This is a genomic window from Arenimonas oryziterrae DSM 21050 = YC6267 (assembly GCF_000420545.1).
Taxonomy (GTDB): Bacteria; Pseudomonadota; Gammaproteobacteria; order Xanthomonadales; family Xanthomonadaceae; genus Arenimonas; species Arenimonas oryziterrae.
Window position 1 is genome coordinate 427,199 of sequence record NZ_ATVD01000002.1, and the last position, 17,471, is coordinate 444,669.

20 protein-coding genes are annotated in these 17,471 nt (G+C 66.0%); 4 read left to right on the forward strand and 16 right to left on the reverse strand.

Annotated elements, in window-relative coordinates:
* Positions 1–55: 55 nt before the first annotated feature.
* The 5 genes from dapE to map all read right to left on the reverse strand — a co-directional run bounded on the left by dapE (position 56) and on the right by map (position 5,940).
* A complete protein-coding gene (gene dapE, locus G467_RS0106725) occupies positions 56–1,198 on the reverse strand; it encodes a succinyl-diaminopimelate desuccinylase (RefSeq protein ID WP_022968969.1) in 1,143 nt (380 codons plus the stop codon).
* A gap of 141 nt (positions 1,199–1,339) precedes the next feature.
* Entirely contained in the window at positions 1,340–1,699 is a 360-nt protein-coding gene (locus G467_RS0106730) for a Spx/MgsR family RNA polymerase-binding regulatory protein (RefSeq protein WP_026802440.1), read from the reverse strand.
* Between the two features lie 2 nt (positions 1,700–1,701).
* Positions 1,702–2,613 (reverse strand): 2,3,4,5-tetrahydropyridine-2,6-dicarboxylate N-succinyltransferase, encoded by a 912-nt coding sequence (dapD, locus tag G467_RS15750; protein WP_425386827.1) that lies wholly within the window; start codon positions 2,611–2,613, stop codon positions 1,702–1,704.
* Positions 2,531–5,161, reverse strand: a complete 2,631-nt coding sequence (gene glnD / locus G467_RS0106740; RefSeq protein WP_425386828.1) for a [protein-PII] uridylyltransferase — start codon at positions 5,159–5,161, stop codon at positions 2,531–2,533. The genes dapD and glnD overlap by 83 nt, the downstream gene beginning before the upstream one ends.
* A gap of 2 nt (positions 5,162–5,163) precedes the next feature.
* Complete coding sequence (gene map, locus G467_RS0106745; RefSeq protein ID WP_022968973.1) at positions 5,164–5,940, reverse strand: type I methionyl aminopeptidase; 777 nt, start codon at positions 5,938–5,940, stop codon at positions 5,164–5,166.
* 230 nt (positions 5,941–6,170) lie between these two features.
* Here map and rpsB point away from each other — a divergent pair, with 230 nt between their 5' ends.
* The gene (gene rpsB / locus G467_RS0106750) at positions 6,171–7,016 is read left to right on the forward strand and encodes a 30S ribosomal protein S2 (RefSeq protein ID WP_022968974.1); all 846 of its coding nucleotides are present in this window, start codon (positions 6,171–6,173) and stop codon (positions 7,014–7,016) included.
* A gap of 121 nt (positions 7,017–7,137) precedes the next feature.
* Positions 7,138–8,013 carry a translation elongation factor Ts gene (tsf, locus tag G467_RS0106755; RefSeq protein WP_022968975.1) on the forward strand — a complete coding sequence of 292 codons (876 nt, stop codon included), beginning with the start codon at positions 7,138–7,140 and terminating at the stop codon, positions 8,011–8,013.
* A gap of 77 nt (positions 8,014–8,090) precedes the next feature.
* Here tsf and G467_RS0106760 read toward each other — a convergent pair whose 3' ends face one another.
* The 5 genes from G467_RS0106760 to surE all read right to left on the reverse strand — a co-directional run bounded on the left by G467_RS0106760 (position 8,091) and on the right by surE (position 11,912).
* Positions 8,091–8,786 (reverse strand): AIM24 family protein, encoded by a 696-nt coding sequence (locus tag G467_RS0106760; protein WP_022968976.1) that lies wholly within the window; start codon positions 8,784–8,786, stop codon positions 8,091–8,093.
* A gap of 77 nt (positions 8,787–8,863) precedes the next feature.
* Positions 8,864–9,835 (reverse strand): peptidoglycan DD-metalloendopeptidase family protein, encoded by a 972-nt coding sequence (locus G467_RS18455; RefSeq protein ID WP_022968977.1) that lies wholly within the window; start codon positions 9,833–9,835, stop codon positions 8,864–8,866.
* A 33-nt stretch (positions 9,836–9,868) separates the two neighbouring features.
* On the reverse strand, positions 9,869–10,462 hold the full coding sequence (locus G467_RS0106770; RefSeq protein WP_022968978.1) for a YqaA family protein: 594 nt from the start codon (positions 10,460–10,462) through the stop codon (positions 9,869–9,871).
* A complete protein-coding gene (locus G467_RS0106775; protein ID WP_022968979.1) occupies positions 10,459–11,136 on the reverse strand; it encodes a protein-L-isoaspartate(D-aspartate) O-methyltransferase in 678 nt (225 codons plus the stop codon). Before G467_RS0106775 ends, G467_RS0106770 begins: the two co-directional genes overlap by 4 nt.
* A complete protein-coding gene (surE, locus tag G467_RS0106780; RefSeq protein WP_022968980.1) occupies positions 11,133–11,912 on the reverse strand; it encodes a 5'/3'-nucleotidase SurE in 780 nt (259 codons plus the stop codon). The genes G467_RS0106775 and surE overlap by 4 nt, the downstream gene beginning before the upstream one ends.
* An 87-nt stretch (positions 11,913–11,999) precedes the next feature.
* Here surE and G467_RS0106785 point away from each other — a divergent pair, with 87 nt between their 5' ends.
* Positions 12,000–12,539, forward strand: a complete 540-nt coding sequence (locus G467_RS0106785; protein WP_022968981.1) for a Smr/MutS family protein — start codon at positions 12,000–12,002, stop codon at positions 12,537–12,539.
* Entirely contained in the window at positions 12,536–12,985 is a 450-nt protein-coding gene (locus tag G467_RS0106790) for a hypothetical protein (protein ID WP_022968982.1), read from the forward strand. Before G467_RS0106785 ends, G467_RS0106790 begins: the two co-directional genes overlap by 4 nt.
* A gap of 11 nt (positions 12,986–12,996) precedes the next feature.
* Here G467_RS0106790 and truD read toward each other — a convergent pair whose 3' ends face one another.
* The 6 genes from truD to G467_RS0106820 are packed head-to-tail and all read right to left on the reverse strand — an operon-like array spanning position 12,997 to position 17,454.
* Positions 12,997–14,016, reverse strand: a complete 1,020-nt coding sequence (gene truD, locus G467_RS0106795) for a tRNA pseudouridine(13) synthase TruD (protein ID WP_022968983.1) — start codon at positions 14,014–14,016, stop codon at positions 12,997–12,999.
* Positions 14,013–14,486, reverse strand: coding sequence for a 2-C-methyl-D-erythritol 2,4-cyclodiphosphate synthase (gene ispF, locus G467_RS0106800; protein ID WP_022968984.1), 474 nt, complete (start codon positions 14,484–14,486; stop codon positions 14,013–14,015). Before ispF ends, truD begins: the two co-directional genes overlap by 4 nt.
* A 38-nt stretch (positions 14,487–14,524) precedes the next feature.
* Positions 14,525–15,211 (reverse strand): 2-C-methyl-D-erythritol 4-phosphate cytidylyltransferase, encoded by a 687-nt coding sequence (ispD, locus tag G467_RS0106805; RefSeq protein WP_022968985.1) that lies wholly within the window; start codon positions 15,209–15,211, stop codon positions 14,525–14,527.
* Positions 15,208–15,540, reverse strand: a complete 333-nt coding sequence (gene ftsB / locus G467_RS0106810) for a cell division protein FtsB (RefSeq protein WP_026802442.1) — start codon at positions 15,538–15,540, stop codon at positions 15,208–15,210. The genes ispD and ftsB overlap by 4 nt, the downstream gene beginning before the upstream one ends.
* Positions 15,541–15,553: 13 nt before the next feature.
* On the reverse strand, positions 15,554–16,840 hold the full coding sequence (eno, locus tag G467_RS0106815) for a phosphopyruvate hydratase (RefSeq protein ID WP_022968987.1): 1,287 nt from the start codon (positions 16,838–16,840) through the stop codon (positions 15,554–15,556).
* Positions 16,837–17,454: a hypothetical protein gene (locus tag G467_RS0106820; RefSeq protein WP_022968988.1), complete on the reverse strand. Its 618-nt coding sequence runs from the start codon at positions 17,452–17,454 to the stop codon at positions 16,837–16,839. Before G467_RS0106820 ends, eno begins: the two co-directional genes overlap by 4 nt.
* Positions 17,455–17,471: the final 17 nt, after the last annotated feature.

Here is a 17,471-nt window from a genome sequence, read left to right on the forward strand (position 1 = left end):
ACCTTGGTCGCGATCGCTTCCGCGTCAAATTCGACGGTCGCGACCAAGGTCGCTCCTACATCGGCAGCAGGAGCTTCTCGGCGATTTCGCGGTACAGGGCCGGCAGACGCTGCAGGTCTTCGACCGAAACGCATTCGTCGACTTTGTGGATGCTCGCGTTGATCGGACCCATCTCGATCACTTCGGCACCGAGCGGCGCGATGAAACGCGCGTCCGAGGTGCCGCCGCCGGTGTTCTCGTCGGGCGTGACACCGCAACGTTCGACCATGACTTCGCGCGCGGCGCAGCGCAGCGCGCCTTCGCGCGTGAGGAAGGGCTCGCCGCCGCGATGCCAGCGGATCGCGTATTCGAGGCCGTGGCGGTCGAGCACCGCATGCACTTCGCGCTCCAGCGCCTCGGCTTTCCAGCCGGGGTTGTAGCGGAAGTTGAACACCACCTCGCAGTCGCCGGGAATCACATTGTTCGCGCCGGTGCCGGCGTGGATGTTCGAGATCTGGAAGCTCGAGGCCGGGAATTCGGCATAACCCTCGTCCCAGCGCCGGCCACACAATTCCGCGAGGGCGGGCATCGCCTGGTGGATCGGATTGCGCGCACGTTCGGGATAGGCGACGTGGCCCTGGATACCCTTGACGATTAGCGTGCCCGACAGCGTGCCGCGGCGACCGACGCGCAGCAGGTCGCCCAGTTGCTTGATCGAGGACGGCTCACCGGTCACGCAATAGTCGATCTTCCGTCCGGTCGCACGGAAATGCTCGGCGACCTTGCGCACGCCGTCGACGGCATCGCCTTCCTCGTCCGAGGTCAGCAAGATGGCGATCGTGCCGGGGTGAGCGGGATGCGCAGCAACAAATTCTTCGGCGGCGACGACGAAGGCCGCCACGCTGCCCTTCATGTCGGCAGCACCACGACCGTAGAGCAGGCCATCGCGGATCGCAGGCACGAACGGGTCGCTGGTCCATTCTTCGACCGGACCGGTCGGCACGACATCGGTGTGGCCGAGGAAGACGAGCACCGGCGACCCTTCGCCATGCGTGGCCCAGAGATTTTTCACCGGGCCGAACGGCAGGTTCTCGATGCGGAATCCCGCGTCGGCGAGTTTTGCGGCGATCAGGTCCTGGCAGCCCTGGTCGTCGGGTGTGACGGACGGGCGCGCGATGAGGTCGCGGGTGAAATCGAGGACGTTGGTTTTCGTGGTCATGGGCTTACTTTACCTGCGATTGGCAGCGGCGCGGCCCTCACCCCGGCCCTCTCCCCTCGCGGGAGAGGGAGTCGGCGGCTGCAGCGAATATCCTTCTCCCCACCGGGGAGAAGGTGGCCGCAGGCCGGATGAGGGGCCGCCTTACTTCGAAATCCCGAACCGCGCCTTGAACCCATTGTCGGTAAACCCCTGCGTGACCACGCCATCGTCCGTGACCACGACCGGCCGCTTGATCAGCGCCGGATACTCTTTCAGCAGCAAGGTCCATTCCGGATCGCTCTGCGGCGACTTGCGCATCTCCGGCAGCGTGCGCCAGGTCGTCGACGCGCGGTTGATCAGCTTGTCCCAGCCTCCCACCTGCTTCGCCCAGTCCTTCAGCGTTTCCGGCGTCTGCCGATCGTTCCGGTAATCGACGAACTGATACTCGACGCCGAATCGCGTCAACCAGTTGCGCGCTTTCTTGCAGGTATCGCAGTTGTCGAGGCCGTAGATCGTCGTCACGCTCATTCCACCGCGCCGCGCAGCAGTTCGTTCACCGACGTCTTGGAGCGCGTCTTCTCGTCGACCTGCTTGACGATGACCGCGCAATACAGCGAGTACTTGCCATCGGCCGACGGCAGCGAGCCGGAAACGACGACGCTGCCGGCCGGCACGCGTCCGTACGAGACCTCGCCGGTCGCGCGGTTGTAAATGCGCGTGCTCTGGCCGATGAACACACCCATGCCAATGACGCTGCCGCGTTCGACGATGACGCCTTCGACGACTTCCGAACGCGCGCCGATGAAACAGTTGTCTTCGATGATCGTCGGCGCCGCCTGCAGCGGTTCGAGCACGCCGCCGATGCCAGCGCCGCCGGAAATGTGGCAGTGCGCACCGACCTGCGCGCAGGAACCGACCGTCGCCCAGGTATCGACCATCGTGCCGACGCCGACGTGCGCGCCGATATTGACGAAGCTGGGCATGAGCACGACATCCTTGCCGATGTGCGCGCCGCGACGCACCACCGTACCGGCGACCACGCGGGCGCCCAGTTCGCGGAAGTCGTTTTCGTCGAAGCCCTCGAAGCGCGTCGGCACCTTGTCCCAGTAAGGACCCGGCGCGCCTTCGACGAGCTGCATGTCGTTGCAGCGGAAATACAACAGCACGGCCTTCTTGGCCCACTCGTTGACCTGCCAGCCGCCGCCGGCAATCGGCTCGGCGACGCGCAGCTTGCCCGACTCGAGCAAGGCCACGACTTCTTCGACCGCCGGCCGCGTCGAACCGTCGATCTCGCTGGCGGTCAGGCTGGCGCGACGCTCGAACGCGTCCTCGATGGTCGCGCGCAAGGTGGCGTTAGCGGGCGGATGCGGATTTGCCATGGATTTGCTCTCCTTCGACGCAGGCCACGAGGGCGCTGCGCAATGTTTCCAATGAATGGGGGTCGGTCACCGCGCGGTCATTCTCGTCGGTGAGCAGGAAAAAATCTTCCACGCGCTCGCCGAACGTGGCGATACGCGCATCATGCACGCGCAGACGATGCGTACGCAGCACCTGGGCGATGTCCGCGAGCAGGCCGGGCCGATCGGTGCAGACCAGACTCAGGCGCGTGCGGTCGCCGGCATCGACGGCATCGAAATCCACGCGCACCGGCACGCGGAAATGCCGCAGCTGGCGCGGCATCGCCCGTCGCGCCGGCTTGACCTGGGCCGGATCGCGCAGGGCGCCGTGCAGGGTCTGCGCGATGCGCACCGGATCGGGCGTATGGGCGCTCGCGAGCACCTGGAAATTATCCAACGCGAACCCGTCGGTGGAACTGAGGATGCGCGCATCGAGCACGCTCAGGCCCAAACGATCGAGCGTGGCGACCAGGGCGGCAAACAGGCCGTCGCGGTCGTGCGTGCGCACGAAGACCTCGTAGCTGCCGGGACTGTCGTGCCCGCGCACGAGCACCTGCGACGACTGCGCGGCGTGCGCAAGAATCCCCTTCGTCTGCCAGACCAGCTGTTCGGGGCGATAGCGCAGGAAGGCCGCTTCGGGGAAGGTCGTCCACACACCCTGCACCGCCGCCTCATCGAAGCCCTCGTCGAGCAGCTTGGCCAAGGCCATGTTGCGCGTGTCGGCGATGATGTCGTCGGCATTGAGCGGATGCTCCAGGCCACGGCGCAAGGCGTAGCGCGTGGCCGTGTACAGGTCGGCGAGCAGACGGTCCTTCCAGGCATTCCACAGCTTGGGACTGGTGCCGGCGATGTCGGCACAGGTCAGCAGATACAGGTAATCGAGATGCTCGCGGTCGGCGACGCGGGTGGCGAAACGCGTGACGACGTCGGGATCGGAAATGTCCTGGCGCTGCGCAGTCACCGACATCAGCAGGTGTTCGCGCACCAGCCACACCAGCAGCTCGGTGTCGGCGCTGGGCAGCTCGTGCGCGTCGGCGAATACGCGCACGTCTTCGGCGCCGAGCTGCGAATGGTCGCCGCCGCGGCCCTTGGCGATGTCGTGGAACAGTCCGGACACCAGCAACAGGAAAGGCTTGCGCAAGCGCGGCACGACTTCGTGCGGCAACGAAAAGCCCTCGACCGGGCCGGCCAGGAAACCGTCCATGAAACGCAACACGGTCAGCGTGTGTTGATCGACCGTATAGACATGGAACAGGTCGTACTGCATGCGCCCGGACACCTTGCCGAACTCGGGCAGATAGCGCGCCAGCACGCCCAGCCGCGCCATGCGCTTGAGCGTGATCACGGCCTTGGGACCGGACAGCATCGCGATGAACTGCGCACGCACTTCCGGCGATTGCTCGCGGTAAGGCTTGAATGTGGGCAGCGATTCGGCAAGCGCACGCGCCGTTTCCGAATGCAGGCCGCGCGCGGTGTCCAGACGCGTCCAGACCGAGAACAGATGCAGCACCGTCGCCATGTCGCCGGCAAGACGGCCGGCATCGGTCATCGCGAGATAGCCGTGGCGCAACACGTACCCGGGCTCGACCTCGATGATCTTGGTCTCACCCGACAGCTGTTCCTCGAACCGCTGCAGCAGGCGATCGTTGATGCGCAACGTGGTCGCGGCGGCGCGGAAGAAGCCCTGCATCATCTGCTCGACGGCGAGGTTGTCGTCCTCGTCCTTCAGACCCATCAAGGCCGCGAGCGTTTTCTGGTGATCGAAGACCAGACGCTCTTCCCGGCGCGGCGCGATCAGATGCAGGCCGAAGCGCAGTTTGGCGATGATCCGCCACTCGCGCTCGAGCGTCGCGCACTCGTCGCCGCCGAGCAGGCCCAGCGGCACCAGCGCCTGCAGGCCCGGCACGCCGTACAGGCGCATGCCCATCCAGGTGACGGTATGCAGGTCGCGCAGTCCGCCCGGACCTTCCTTGAGGTTGGGTTCGAGGTTGTCGGCGGTGTCGTTGTAGCGGGCGTGGCGCGCACGCTGTTCTTCGCGCTTGGCTTCAAAGTATTTTTTCGGCGGCCAGAGTTTTTTCGGCGCAAGCGCGGCGATCAGCTCGGTGCGCGCCGCATCGTCGCCGGCGAGCGTGCGCAGTTCCATGAGCGAGGTCAGCGTGGCGATGTCGTTCTTCGCGGCGTCGACGCATTCGCGCACCGAGCGCACGGCATGGCTCGCCGCCAGGCCGACGTCCCAGAGCAGGGCGAACAGGCGCGACATCGCGGCCACATGCTTTTTCTGGATTTTCGGCTCCGCCAGCACCAGCAGGTCGATATCCGAGAGCGGATACAGCTCGCCGCGGCCGTAACCACCGGTCGCGAGCAGGCTCATCGGTTCGCGCGCATCGACGCAGCGATGCCAGGCGGACACTACGAAGGCATCGGTGAGCGCGCATTGCCGCGCGATCAGGCGCTCGACGCCCTCGCCGGCCGCGTAGGCCTGCTGCAAACGTGCGCGGTGTTCGGCCAGAGCGGCCTTGGCGGTATCGCGCCAGGCCTGATCATCGGCGGCCTGGGCCAGGGAGGCCGCCAGCGGATCGGCGGCCAGGCTCACAGGTCGTTGTCGTCGCCGGGGACGCGGGTCAGGATTTCCACGCCGTCCTCGGTGACCAGCACGGTGTGCTCCCACTGCGCCGACAGTGAACGATCCTTGGTCACCACGGTCCAGCCATCGGGCATCAGGCGGGTGTGGCGCGCGCCTTCGTTGATCATCGGCTCGATCGTGAAGGTCATGCCCCGCTGCAGACGCAGGCCTTCGCCCGCCGTGCCGTAGTGCAGGACCTGCGGGTCCTCGTGATAGATGCGGCCGATGCCGTGACCGCAGTACTCGCGCACGACCGAAAAGCGCTGGGCCTCGGCGTATTTCTGAATGGCGTTGCCGATATCGCCCAGGGTCGCGCCGGGCTTGACCACGCGGATGCCCTCGAACATGGCCTGGCGGGTCACGTCGACGAGGCGCTTGGCGATCACCGAGGCGTTGCCGACCACGTACATCCGGCTGGTATCGCCGTGGAAACCGTCCTTGATGACGGTTACGTCGATATTGATGATGTCCCCGTCCTTCAGGACCTTGGCCTCGCTGGGGATGCCATGGCAGATGACGTTGTTGACCGAGGTGCAGACCGTCGCCGGGAAGCCCTTGTAGCCGACGTTGGCCGGGATGGCCTGCTGCACGTTGACGATATGATCGTGGCAGATGCGGTCGAGTTCGGCGGTGGACACCCCCGCTTTGACGTGCGGGGCGACCACTTGCAGGACTTCGGCGGCCAGGCGGCCGGCCACACGCATCTTGGCGACGTCTTCGGGGGTCTTGATCGTTACTTTCATGGTCGGATTATCCAACAGTTGCAATGGTTTAGGCCAGCCTTTACAATCCCGCGGCTTCAAAACGCCCACGCCGAGCGTCATCGGTGAATCCACACACCTGGCTATTCCCCGCCCCGGGGTGCCCAGACCGACAGGTCCGGGTTCGTGGCGGCGGCCAGGTGGAGGCCCAACCCCGGAACCATCACGCCGTCAGATATGCGGCCGGTTCCCTATTTCGAAAGGTCAGTCCCATGCCCCAAGTCACCATGCGCCAGATGCTGGAAGCCGGCGTTCATTTCGGCCACCAGACCCGCTACTGGAATCCCAAGATGGGCCCGTACATCTTCGGCGCCCGCGGCAAGATCCACATCATCAACCTCGAGAAGACGCTCCCGCTGTTCACGGACGCGATGAACTTCGTCTCGGGCCTTGCGCAGAAGCGCGGCACCATCCTGTTCGTCGGCACCAAGCGCTCCGCGCGCGACGTGGTCAAGGAAGAGGCCGAGCGTTGCGGCATGCCGTACATGAGCATGCGCTGGCTCGGCGGCACCCTGACCAACTTCCGCACCGTGAAGCAGTCGGTTTCGCGCCTGAAGGAACTCGAGCTCGCTGAGACCGACGGCACCTTCCAGAAGATGGTCAAGCACGAAGTGCTCGGCCTGCGTCGCGAGCGCGACAAGCTGGACGCGTCGCTGGGCGGCATCAAGGACATGAACCGTCTGCCCGACGCGCTGTTCGTGATCGACATCGGCCACGAGAACATCGCCGTGCAGGAAGCCAAGAAGCTCGGCATTCCGGTCATCGCCGTCGTCGACACCAACTACGACCCGAGCCTGGTCGACTACCCGATCCCGGGCAACGACGACGCCATCCGCGCCGTGCAGCTGTATGTGCGCGCCGCTGCCGACGCCGTGCTCGAAGGCAAGGCTGCCGCGCCGGCCGCCGCCAGCCGCGACGACGAGTTCGTCGAGCTCGACGCTGAAGGCAACCCGGTCGGCAAGGCCGACAAGAAAGACGCCCCGCGTCGCGCCCCCGCCAAGAAGGGCGCCCCGCGCCGTGACGGCGATCGCGCTGCTCCGCGCGGCGACCGCAAGTAAGACCTGCTGCTTCGCGACGGGAGCGGTCACGCTCCCGTCGCTGTTGTCGAGCAAGCTTCCCCTCTCCCCGCGCGGCGGATCCGTCCGCCGCGCCGTCATATCCGAAACACCGAGGTAATCCATGGAAATCACCGCTGGTTTGGTCAAAGAACTGCGCGAGCGCACCGGCGCCGGCATGATGGAATGCAAGAAGGCGCTCAAAGAGAACAACGGCGACCTCGACGCGTCCGGCGAGTGGCTGCGCAAGCAGGGCCTGGCCAAGGCCGACAAGAAGGCCGACCGCGTCGCCGCCGAAGGCCGCATCGTGGCCGCGTCGGAAGGTGGCAAGGCCGTGCTGGTCGAGATCAACTCCGAAACCGATTTCGTGGCCAAGGACGACAACTTCCTCGCCTTCGCCAATGCCGTGGCTGCGGCCGCGCTGTCTTCGGGCGCCGCTGACGCGGAAGCACTGAAGTCGGCCAAGCTCGCGACCGGCCAGACCGTCGAAGAAGCCCGCGCCGCCGTCATCGCCAAGGTCGGCGAGAACGTGCAGGTGCGTCGCCTGGTTCGCGTCGACAGCGCCAACGTCGTTGCAGCCTATGTGCACGGCGGCCGCATCGGCGTGCTCGTCGAGAGCAAGGGTGGCGATGTCGATTTCGCGCGCGGCGTGGCGATGCATGTCGCCGCGATGAACCCGCCGTACAACAAGGCCGCCGACGTGCCGGCCGAGTTCCTGGCGAAGGAAAAGGAAATCGAGCTCGCCAAGATGTCGGAAAAGGACAAGGCCAAGCCGGCCGAGATCCTCGAGAAGATCATCGGCGGCAAGGTGGCCAAGATCGTCAACGAAGTCACCCTGTACGGCCAGCCGTTCGTGCTGAACACCGATCAGAGTGTCGAAGCCGCCGCGAAAGCCGCCGGCGCCGACGTGGTCGGTTTCCAGCGCCTGGCGGTCGGCGAAGGCATCGAGAAGGTCGTGGAAGACTACGCCGCGGAAGTGGCGAAGGCGATGCAGGTCTGATCACCTGCACTGCCGGTTAGAAACAAGAAACCCGCGAGCAATCGCGGGTTTTTTGTTGCCCAAGCCTCACGCCGCCATCAATGCGTCTTCTGAAAATACACTTCCTCGTACGGCTGCACGACCACCCAGCCCTCACCCTTGAACTTGAGCTGCACGCTCTCGCCGGAACCGCGGCCCAGCAGCGTGCCCAGCGACATGTCGACCACGACTTCCGGCGACAGGCCACCCGACCACGCGACAGTTGCGTTCGGATCGGTGAACACCGGGCCGGTCTGCGCCGACACCGGCAAGGTCAGCGGCTCGTAGTGCGAGGTGATCGCGACGATGCCGTTGCCGTGCAGTTTCATGTTGAACAGACCGCCCGACATCATGCCGGCCATGCGTCGCATCATCGTGATGTCGGACTGGATGCCGTCCTCGTAAGCGAGCACGTCGTTGCCGTTGACGAAAATCGTGTCGCCGGCCAGACGCAGCAGGGTGATCTTCTTGCCGGCATCGGCGACATACACGCGCCCCTGCCCTTCCATCTTCATCATCTGCATGCCTTCGCCGCTGATCGCCTTCTTCAGCAGATTGCCCAGGCCCTGTTCCATGATGCCCTGGCGCACGAACTTCACGCCGCCCTGGTAGGCGACCATCGAGCCGGCCTTGGCCCAGACGCGACCGTTGAGTTTGACCTCGAGCAGGTGCGAACTCTCGAGCTCGAAAGCATCGCCGCTGAGATCTTTCTGCACGGAGGCAGCGAGGAATTCCTGGACGGATTTGATGGGCATGGCTGGTCCTTGCTTTTGATCGAAAAGAATTCGGCAGTGGCTATTGATCGCGTGCTGCGAACCGCTTTTCCGGTCGGCTACGGCTTCGGCAAAAACTGCAGCGGATCCACCGGCTTGCCGTTGCGGCGGATCTCGAAGTGCAGCATGTCGCGGACGGCGCCAGTGCGGCCCATTTCAGCGATGGCGTCGCCGGCCTTGACCTTGGTGCCTTCGGCGACCAGTCGGCGGCGGTTGTGCGCGTACGCGGACAGCCATTCGTCGGAGTGCTTGATGATGATCAGCTCGCCGTAACCCACCAGTCCCGCGCCGGAATACACGACCACGCCATCGGCCGAGGCATACACGGTCTGTCCGGATTTGCCGGCGATGTTGATGCCCTGCTGCGTCTGATCGCCGGCTACGTAACGACCGATGATCTGGCCCTGCGTGGGCCAGCGCCATTTCGGCGCGCCAGCGATGACCACGGGCGGTGGATCCGCACTGGTCGGCGGTGCCGTCGTGGTCCCCGGCGACGGCACAGGCACGACTGGCGGCGTGGGCACCGGCACCGGTGCCGTCACCACGGGCGGTGTCGGCACGGGCACGGACGGCGTCGTCGCGGGCGCGGGCTTGGGCGGTGTCGTCACCACGGGCGTCGCCGGCTTTGGCGGTGTCGCAACCGGCGGCGTAGCGACAGGCGCGGTGACCACGGGCTCGGGCAACAACTCGCCTTCTGGTGGGCGCAGATGCAGGCGCTGGCCGGACTGGATCGCGAAAGGCTCGCCGATGCGATTCCACGCGGCGACATCCTTGAACTTCAGGCCGAAGCGCGTGGAGATGCCGTACAAGGTCTCACCCGGCTTGACGATATAGGTCTCGTCGCGCGGGATCGGCTGCACTTCCGGACGCGGCGGCGGCCCGTCTTCCGAGATCGGCGCCGGCCGGGACGTGCGCGGCGGCGGCGCGTCCTGGTCGGGATAGTACTGGCGCACGACACGCGCGCTCGTGCACGCCGACAGCGTCATCGCCATCAGCAGGAGCGTCAGCAGGTGCGTGGTCTTGTGGGGCATGCGGAGGGATTCAAACATAAAGCGGCGACAATCTCACGCGCCGTGGCCGCGCAAGTACAGCCAGGCGATGAGGCCGGCGAACAACAGTAGGGCGATCCAGCCCACCGGCTCGATGTGCTTGCGCAGCGCCGCCTCGGCCTTTTCGCCCCCCAGACGGATCGCACCGGCGACCAGGAATACGCGCTTGCCGCGACCGATGACTGCGCCGGCGAAAAACGGCAGCAAAGGCATGCCGACGGCGCCCGAGGCGAGCGTGAAAATCTTGAACGGGATCGGCGTGAAGCCGGCGATCAGCAGCAGCCAGAATCCATTTGCCGCCGCCTGTTGCTTGATGCTGTCGAATTGCGCGGCATAGCCCATCTTCTCGATGAAAGGCATCGCCCACTCGATGGCGTAGTAGCCGATCGCATAACCCACGAACATGCCCAGCACCGAACCGAGCAGGCTGAGCGCGGCAAACCAGAAGCCGCGCTTGGGCTGTGCCAGGCACATCGGCGCGAGCATGAGTTCGGGCATGACCGGGAAGAACACCGCTTCGGCGAAACTCAGGCCGAACAGCAGCCACTGTGCGTGGCGATGACGGGCCCAAACGATGGCGCGGTCGTAAAGCGGCTGAAAGATTTTCAAATGATCCCCGATACCAGCGGCACGAAAACGACGTTGCCCAGATCTTCCTCGACCAGACCCTGGTCGGTCTTGCGCTTGCGCAGAAGTTTCTGCGTCGCGCTGCCGCCGACCGGCGCGATCAGCGTGCCGCCATCCGCGAGTTGGTCCATCAGGCTGCGATCGAGGTGCGCGCCGGCTGCGGTGACGATAATCGCGTCGAAAGGACCGTGCTCAGGCCACCCAAGACGGCCGTCGTCGTGTTTGGTGCGCAGATTGAGTCCGAGATTGCGGAAACGCCGACGCGCGATGCGCAGCAGCTCCTCGATGCGCTCGACCGTGTAAACCTCCAGGCCCAGCGTCGCGAGCACCGCACCCTGATAACCCGACCCGGTGCCGATCTCGAGCACTTTCTTCGGCGCGCCGTGTTCGAGCAGCGCCTCGGTCATGCGTGCGACCACCCAGGGCTGGGAAATCGTCTGGCCATTGCCGATCGGCAGCGCGGTGTCTTCATAAGCACGCGAGGCCAGCGCCTCGTCGATGAACAGATGCCGCGGCAGACTGCGCAGCGCGCTGAGCACACGCTCGTCGCGAATCCCGCCTTCGCTGCGCAGACGATCGACCATGCGGTCGCGCGCGCGTTGCGAGGTCATGCCCTGCCCCGCCGATTCCGGTTTGAGATGGAAGCGCGGCGTCATGCGGAATGCTTCAGTTCGGCCGACAGGCCGCCGACCCAGCTCGCGACCGTTTCCAGCGCCTGGTAGCGCGTGAGGTCGACGTGGATCGGCGTGATCGAAATGAATCCGGTGCGCACGGCGTGGAAATCGGTGCCGGGACCGGCATCCTGCGCTTCGCCCGGCGGACCAATCCACCAGATCGGACGGCCGCGCGGATCGTTCTGCGCAATGCAGGGCGCGGCGCGGTGCCGATGCCCCAGGCGTGTGACTTCGAAGCCCTTGATCTCATTCCAGGGCAGGTCCGGCACATTGACGTTGAGTATCGTGTCGGCCGGCAGCGGGTCCGACATCAGCCGGCGCGTGATCTCGACCGCCGCGCGTGCGGCGCTCTCAAAATGTTTGGCCTGATGATCGATCGTCGACAAGGACATCGCGATCGCCGGCAGGCCCAGGCAACGGCCTTCCATCGCGGCGGCGACGGTGCCCGAATAGATCACGTCGTCTCCGAGATTGGAGGTGTTGTTGATGCCCGACAGCACGATGTCCGGATCGGCGGCGAGCATGCCGGCGAGCGCGAGATGCACGCAGTCGGTCGGCGTACCTGCGACGCTGTAGACCTCGTTGCCCAGGGGCTTGGCGCGCAGCGGCTGGTCGAGGGTCAGCGAATTGCTTGCGCCGGAACGGTCCCGGTCCGGCGCCACCACGGTGACTTCATGGCCGGCCTGGCGCAGGGCCTCGGCCAGGTGCTTGATGCCCGGGGCATCCACGCCGTCGTCGTTGCTGACCAGTACGCGCATCGATCTTCCTGTGTGAAGCCGAATCATAGCGGATGCCTCCCCCGCCGGGCAGCTTGCCTTCGTCGTCGCGGCGGTTAGTCTTGGCCGATGAAGCGCAAGCCGCCGACGATCAGCCCCGAGGATTCCGAACTCTTCCGCGACGCCATCGGCGATGTGCGGCGGATCGAAGCGGAGCCGGCGGCCCCCGCGCGTCCGGGTCCACCCCCGGAGCCCCGGCGCCTGCGCATCGACGAGGAAGAAGCCCTGCGCGAATCGCGCCGGGCGCCGGCCGACCTCGCGCTCGATGCCGCCGACCTGCTGTCCTATTGCCGCCCGGGACTGCCCGAACGCGTGTTCAGGCAGCTCAAGCGCGGCGAATACAGCATCCAGGACGAGATCGACCTGCACCACCTGCGCGCCGCCGACGCCGAAGCCCTGCTCAAGCAGTTCCTCAATGCCGCGCGCCGCGGCCACCACCCTTGCGTGCGCATCGTGCATGGCAAGGGGCTGCGCTCGGAAGGCGCGCCGGTGCTCAAGTCCCTGGTCGATCGCGTCCTGCGCCATCGTGGCGACGTGCTGGCCTTCGCCTCGGCACCGCTGAACCAGGGTGGGTCCGGCGCGGTGCTCGTTCTCCTGGATGAGCGGTGACCGCGATGCATCCCTGGCGACCGGATCGCGCCGATGCGAACGAATGGCGACGCCCGTGGAAACTGCTCAGCCTGGCGATCGGGATGGGCTGGTTGCTGTACGGCGCGTTGAACTATTCCTTCGGCGACTGGGACGTCGGCATAAGCCTGCTCATGGGCGGCCTGTCCTATCTGCTCGCGCCCTGGAGCCTGCGCAGCCTGGTCCTGTGCTGGCGCGAACGCCCGCGCGACTGGCCTCTACGTTCGGGCATGGCCCTGTTCTACGGCTGGCTGACCGTCGACGGCGTGTACATGCTCTATCACACCGCACTCGGCCATCCGACACTGCGCGCGGAAAACGCGCGGACGTCGGCCGCGCTGTTCGCCTTGTGCGGCGCGCTCTGGTTCTATCGCGGCAGCCTGCGCGAACTGGTCGCGGAATTGCGGAACGTGCGTCGGCAAGGCTAAAGCCGTCGCCTCTACCCTGCGGGCTGCGCGACCTCGCCGAGTTCGGCGAGCACTTCGGTCGCATACGAACCGGGCGACAGCGTGAAAGCGAGTTGCAGTACGTCGGCTTCCAACCAGCGCCAATCGAGCGCATTCACGCGCACGCGCAAGGCGCGGCGCTCCTGCTTCATGCCGGCCGCTTCCAGACCGGCCCGCAGGTCGGCGAATGGCGCGACGGTGATTTCCTCCAGCGCGCGCACGGCGGCCTGCGGCCGCAGATCGCCGGTGCCCCACATCGGCCCGGTCGGGTGGATGTCCTGGCGTTCGACACGCTCGCGCAACGTCTCGGTCGCCGGCTCGGGCCCGAACACGCTCTGCGTGCCGTCGAGCATCCACACCTCGCCCTCGTCGCCGGCATTCCAGGTACCGGCCGCGATGCGTGCGGCGAGCACGGCATTGAACAGCTCCGAACGCGCTGCCGACAGATAGATCGAGCGCTGGTCACGGTGCACACGCTCCCCCGCGAACATCCGGCGCGCCGCCTCGACATTGTCGCCGTCGCGCCCGAAACGCTGCTCGCCGAAATAGTTCGGAATGCCGTGTGCGGCGATCTGCGTCAGCCGCTGCTCGATCGCGACGCGTTCGCCCGCGGCCTGCCGCAGCGTGAGCGTGAACCGGTTGCCGGCCAGGGCACCGCGCGGCAGCTTGCGGTTGTGCCATTGGTGATCGAGCACGCGCAGCTCATCTGTGGCCAGCAGGGCCACATCGGGAGAAACGCGCTTGGGGAAATGCACCGAGAAACGCTGGCGCGTGAGTGCATGGCGATCCTTGAGGCCGGCGTAGCCGACGCCCATCTCCGGAATGCCGGCCCAGCGCGCGATCTGCTTGGCCGCGAACGCAGTATTCATGCCGCGCTTTTCGATCGTCAGCAGCAGGTGCTCGCCCTGCCCGCTCGCTTCGAAAGACGGGAGCTCCTCGACCAGAAAATCTTCCGGCGTGGAGCGGAAATCGGCCCGCAGTACCGCCTCGCCATAGGCGCGCGGACCGCTCACGCCTTCACCAGCAACACCACCGCCTGGGCCGCGATGCCTTCGCCGCGACCGGTGAAGCCGAGTTTTTCGGTCGTCGTCGCCTTGATGCTGATGCGATCGATGCCCACGCCCAGATCCTCGGCCATCGCCGCGCGCATCGCCTCGGCATGCGGACCGATCTTCGGCCGTTCGCAGATGACGGTCAGGTCGGCATTGCCCAGGGCGTAGCCGTGCTGATCGACGAGCAGCGCGCAATGGCGCAGGAACTGGCGGCTGTCCGCGGCCTTCCAGCGCGCGTCGGACGGTGGAAAATGTTGGCCGATGTCGCCGAGCGCAAGCGCCCCAAGCAGGGCATCGCAAAGCGCGTGGATGGCGACGTCGCCGTCGGAATGCGCCACCAGCCCTTGCTCGTGCGCGATACGCACGCCACCGAGCATCACATGGTCGCCCTCGCCGAAGGCGTGGACGTCGAACCCCTGGCCGATGCGCATTGCAGTCACGAGATGGCTTCCTTGATGGAACGGACCGGTCAGACGACGCGCTTGAGGATGAATTCGGCAAGCGCGAGATCGGCCGGCGTAGTGACCTTGATATTGTCTTCGGAACCTTCGACCAGGCGCGGCTTCAGGCCCAGTCGCTCCATGGCCATCGCCTCGTCGGTTACCACGGCACCGGCGCTGAGCGCGGCGCGCAAGGCCCTCGTCAGACCGCCGCGACGAAACATCTGCGGGGTCAGCGCGCGCCACAGGTGTTCGCGCGCTTCGGTCAGATGACTGCGCGACTGCACATCGGCGCGCTTGATCGTGTCGCGTACGGGTGCGGCGAGAATCGCACCGACCGGATCGGCCTGGCCCATCGCGATCAGGCGCGTCAGGTCGACGCCGCGCAGACAGGGACGCGCCGCGTCGTGCACCAGCACCCACTGGTCTTCGCTCACCGTCGCCGGCAAGGCCTGCAGGGCCGACAACACCGAATCGGCGCGTTCGGCACCGCCGATGCAGGTATAGATCGGCTTGCCTTCCATTTCCCGCCAGCCGGCCCAGTAGGGATCGTCGGGCGACAACGCGATGACGATGCCGTCGACCTCCGGATGCCCGAGCAGTGCGCGCAGACTGTGCTCGATCAGCGTGCGACCGGCGACTTCGAGGTACTGCTTGGGCGTCTCGCTGCCGAAACGCGTGCCGCGGCCCGCCGCCGGCATCACGGCCCAGGTCATTGGACCGGGTCCGTGGTCGCGGGGGTGGCGCTCGCGGCCGGCTTGGCCGATTCGGGTTCGACGACGCGGTAGAAGGTCTCGCCTGGTTTGACCATGCCCAGTTCGCTACGTGCGCGTTCCTCGACAGCGCTTTCGCCGGACTTGAGGTCTTCGACTTCCGCCGACAGCGCATCGTTGCGCTGCTGCAGGCGCGCGTTTTCGGCGCGCTGGTCGCTGACCGTCTGACGCAGCTCCTTGGCCTCGAACCAGCCGCCGTCACCGAACCACAGTTTCGACTGCAGCGCGAGCAACAGGGCCATCAAGGCCAGCAAGGGCCACCATCGGCGCAGGGTCGGACTCACGTCAGCGCTTGAGGCTCACGAAGGCATCGCGACCGGCATAGCGCGCTTTCGCGCCCAGGGCCTCTTCGATGCGCAGCAGCTGGTTGTACTTGGCCACGCGATCGGAACGGCACAGCGAGCCGGTCTTGATCTGCGTGGCGGTCGTGGCGACGGCGATGTCGGCAATCGTCGTGTCCTCGGTCTCGCCGGAACGGTGCGACACGATCGCGGCATAGCGATGCGCATCCGCCATCGCAATCGCTTCGAGGGTTTCGGTCAGCGTGCCGATCTGATTGACCTTGATCAGGATCGCGTTGGCGACGTGCTTGTCGATGCCCTCGCGGAATATCTTCGGATTGGTGACGAACAGATCGTCGCCAACCAGCTGCACGTCCTTGCCGATACGGTCGGTCAGCAGCTTCCAGCCGGTCCAATCGTCTTCGGCCATGCCGTCTTCGATCGTCACGATCGGATACTGCTTGGCCCACCCGGCGAGGAAATCGACGAACTGCTCCGAGCTCAGGCGCTTGCCTTCGCCGGTGAGGTTGTACTTGCCGTTCTCGAAGAATTCGGTGCTGGCGACGTCCAGGCCCAGCAGGATGTCTTCGCCGGCGGTGTAGCCGACCTTGCCGATCGCCTCGAGAATGGTTTCCAGCGCTTCCTCGTTCGACCGCAGGTCCGGTGCAAAACCGCCTTCATCACCGACCGCCGTGCTCAGGCCACGGCCCTTGAGCACGGACTTGAGCGAATGGAAAATTTCCGTGCCGGCGCGCAGCGATTCGGCGAAGGTATCGAAGCCGACCGGCAACACCATGAATTCCTGCATGTCGACGTTGTTGTCAGCATGGGCGCCGCCGTTGATGATGTTCATCATCGGTACCGGCAGCACCGCCGCGCGGTCGCCGGCGAGATGCGCCCAGAGCGGCTGCTGCTTGGAGGCTGCGACCGCATGCGCGTTCGCGAGCGAGACGCCGAGCAAGGCATTCGCGCCGAGGCGGCCCTTGTTGTCGGTGCCGTCGAGATTGATCAGGCGGTTGTCCAGGCCTTTCTGGTCGGCGGCGTCGAAGCCCTTGAGCGCGTCGGCGATCGTCGTGTTGACGTTCGCGACGGCCTTCTTCACGCCCTTGCCCAGATAGCGCGTCTTGTCGCCATCGCGCAGCTCCACCGCTTCCTTCGAACCGGTCGAGGCACCCGAGGGAACCGCCGCGCGGCCGACATGGCCGGAGCTCAGCGTGACTTCCGCTTCGAGCGTGGGATTGCCGCGACTGTCGAGGATCTCTCGGGCATGGATGCGGGTGATGGCGGTCATTTCGGTTCGACTCCGGCGATATGTTTCAACTCGGGGCTGGCGGCGCAGGCACCGTCGGTCCCCAGACTCAGGTAATAGTAAAAAGCGGCATTGGCCCGGAACAGCGACAGCTTGTTGCCCGGATCGGTGCTGGTATAGCCATGCAGGGACATCAAGGCAGCCTGTGCGCGCTTTTCCTTCGACTGCTTGACGTCGGCGAGCACCGGCACCTGACGCTCTTTCGGCACATCGGCCAGCGCCTTGGCGATCAGCGCGTCGCCCTGGCCGGCCTTGATCACGCTGCGGGCGACCGCGAGAAAATCCGGACTGCCGTCGCGCATGATCACCGGGTTGACGCACTCCGACAGCGTGACGGTCTCGTACGAGGCCTCGGAAGACTCGATGACCTCGAGCATCGCGCGGTCACGGTTGCCGGCGTTGTAGCGCTCGTAAAGGCGCGCAATCACGCCGCGGCGCGTGCCGTTGGCGGCGACGAACTCGATGACCTTGTTCTGATAGGCGAGCACGTCCTGACTGGGCAGCGGCGCTTTCGGCGCCGCCGGTGCGTTCGCTGCGCGATCGGACGGGGAGCATGCCGCCAGCAGAAGCAGCGACAGGGTCAACGCGGCACGCATCAGTCGGAACTCTCGCC

Bases quoted from the DNA above. Each gene is read 5' to 3' on its own strand.
- rpsB (WP_022968974.1), top strand. From the start codon at position 6,171: ATGCCCCAAGTCACCATGCGCCAGATGCTGGAAGCCGGCGTTCATTTC.
- G467_RS18455 (WP_022968977.1), bottom strand. From the start codon at position 9,835: ATGCCCCACAAGACCACGCACCTGCTGACGCTCCTGCTGATGGCGATG.
- ispF (WP_022968984.1), bottom strand. From the start codon at position 14,486: ATGCGCATCGGCCAGGGGTTCGACGTCCACGCCTTCGGCGAGGGCGAC.
- eno (WP_022968987.1), bottom strand. From the start codon at position 16,840: ATGACCGCCATCACCCGCATCCATGCCCGAGAGATCCTCGACAGTCGC.
- map (WP_022968973.1), bottom strand. From the start codon at position 5,940: ATGAAAGTAACGATCAAGACCCCCGAAGACGTCGCCAAGATGCGTGTG.
- surE (WP_022968980.1), bottom strand. From the start codon at position 11,912: ATGCGCGTACTGGTCAGCAACGACGACGGCGTGGATGCCCCGGGCATC.
- tsf (WP_022968975.1), top strand. From the start codon at position 7,138: ATGGAAATCACCGCTGGTTTGGTCAAAGAACTGCGCGAGCGCACCGGC.
- dapE (WP_022968969.1), bottom strand. From the start codon at position 1,198: ATGACCACGAAAACCAACGTCCTCGATTTCACCCGCGACCTCATCGCG.
- G467_RS0106820 (WP_022968988.1), bottom strand. From the start codon at position 17,454: ATGCGTGCCGCGTTGACCCTGTCGCTGCTTCTGCTGGCGGCATGCTCC.
- ispD (WP_022968985.1), bottom strand. From the start codon at position 15,211: ATGACCTGGGCCGTGATGCCGGCGGCGGGCCGCGGCACGCGTTTCGGC.
- G467_RS0106775 (WP_022968979.1), bottom strand. From the start codon at position 11,136: ATGACGCCGCGCTTCCATCTCAAACCGGAATCGGCGGGGCAGGGCATG.
- G467_RS0106760 (WP_022968976.1), bottom strand. From the start codon at position 8,786: ATGCCCATCAAATCCGTCCAGGAATTCCTCGCTGCCTCCGTGCAGAAA.
- G467_RS0106785 (WP_022968981.1), top strand. From the start codon at position 12,000: ATGAAGCGCAAGCCGCCGACGATCAGCCCCGAGGATTCCGAACTCTTC.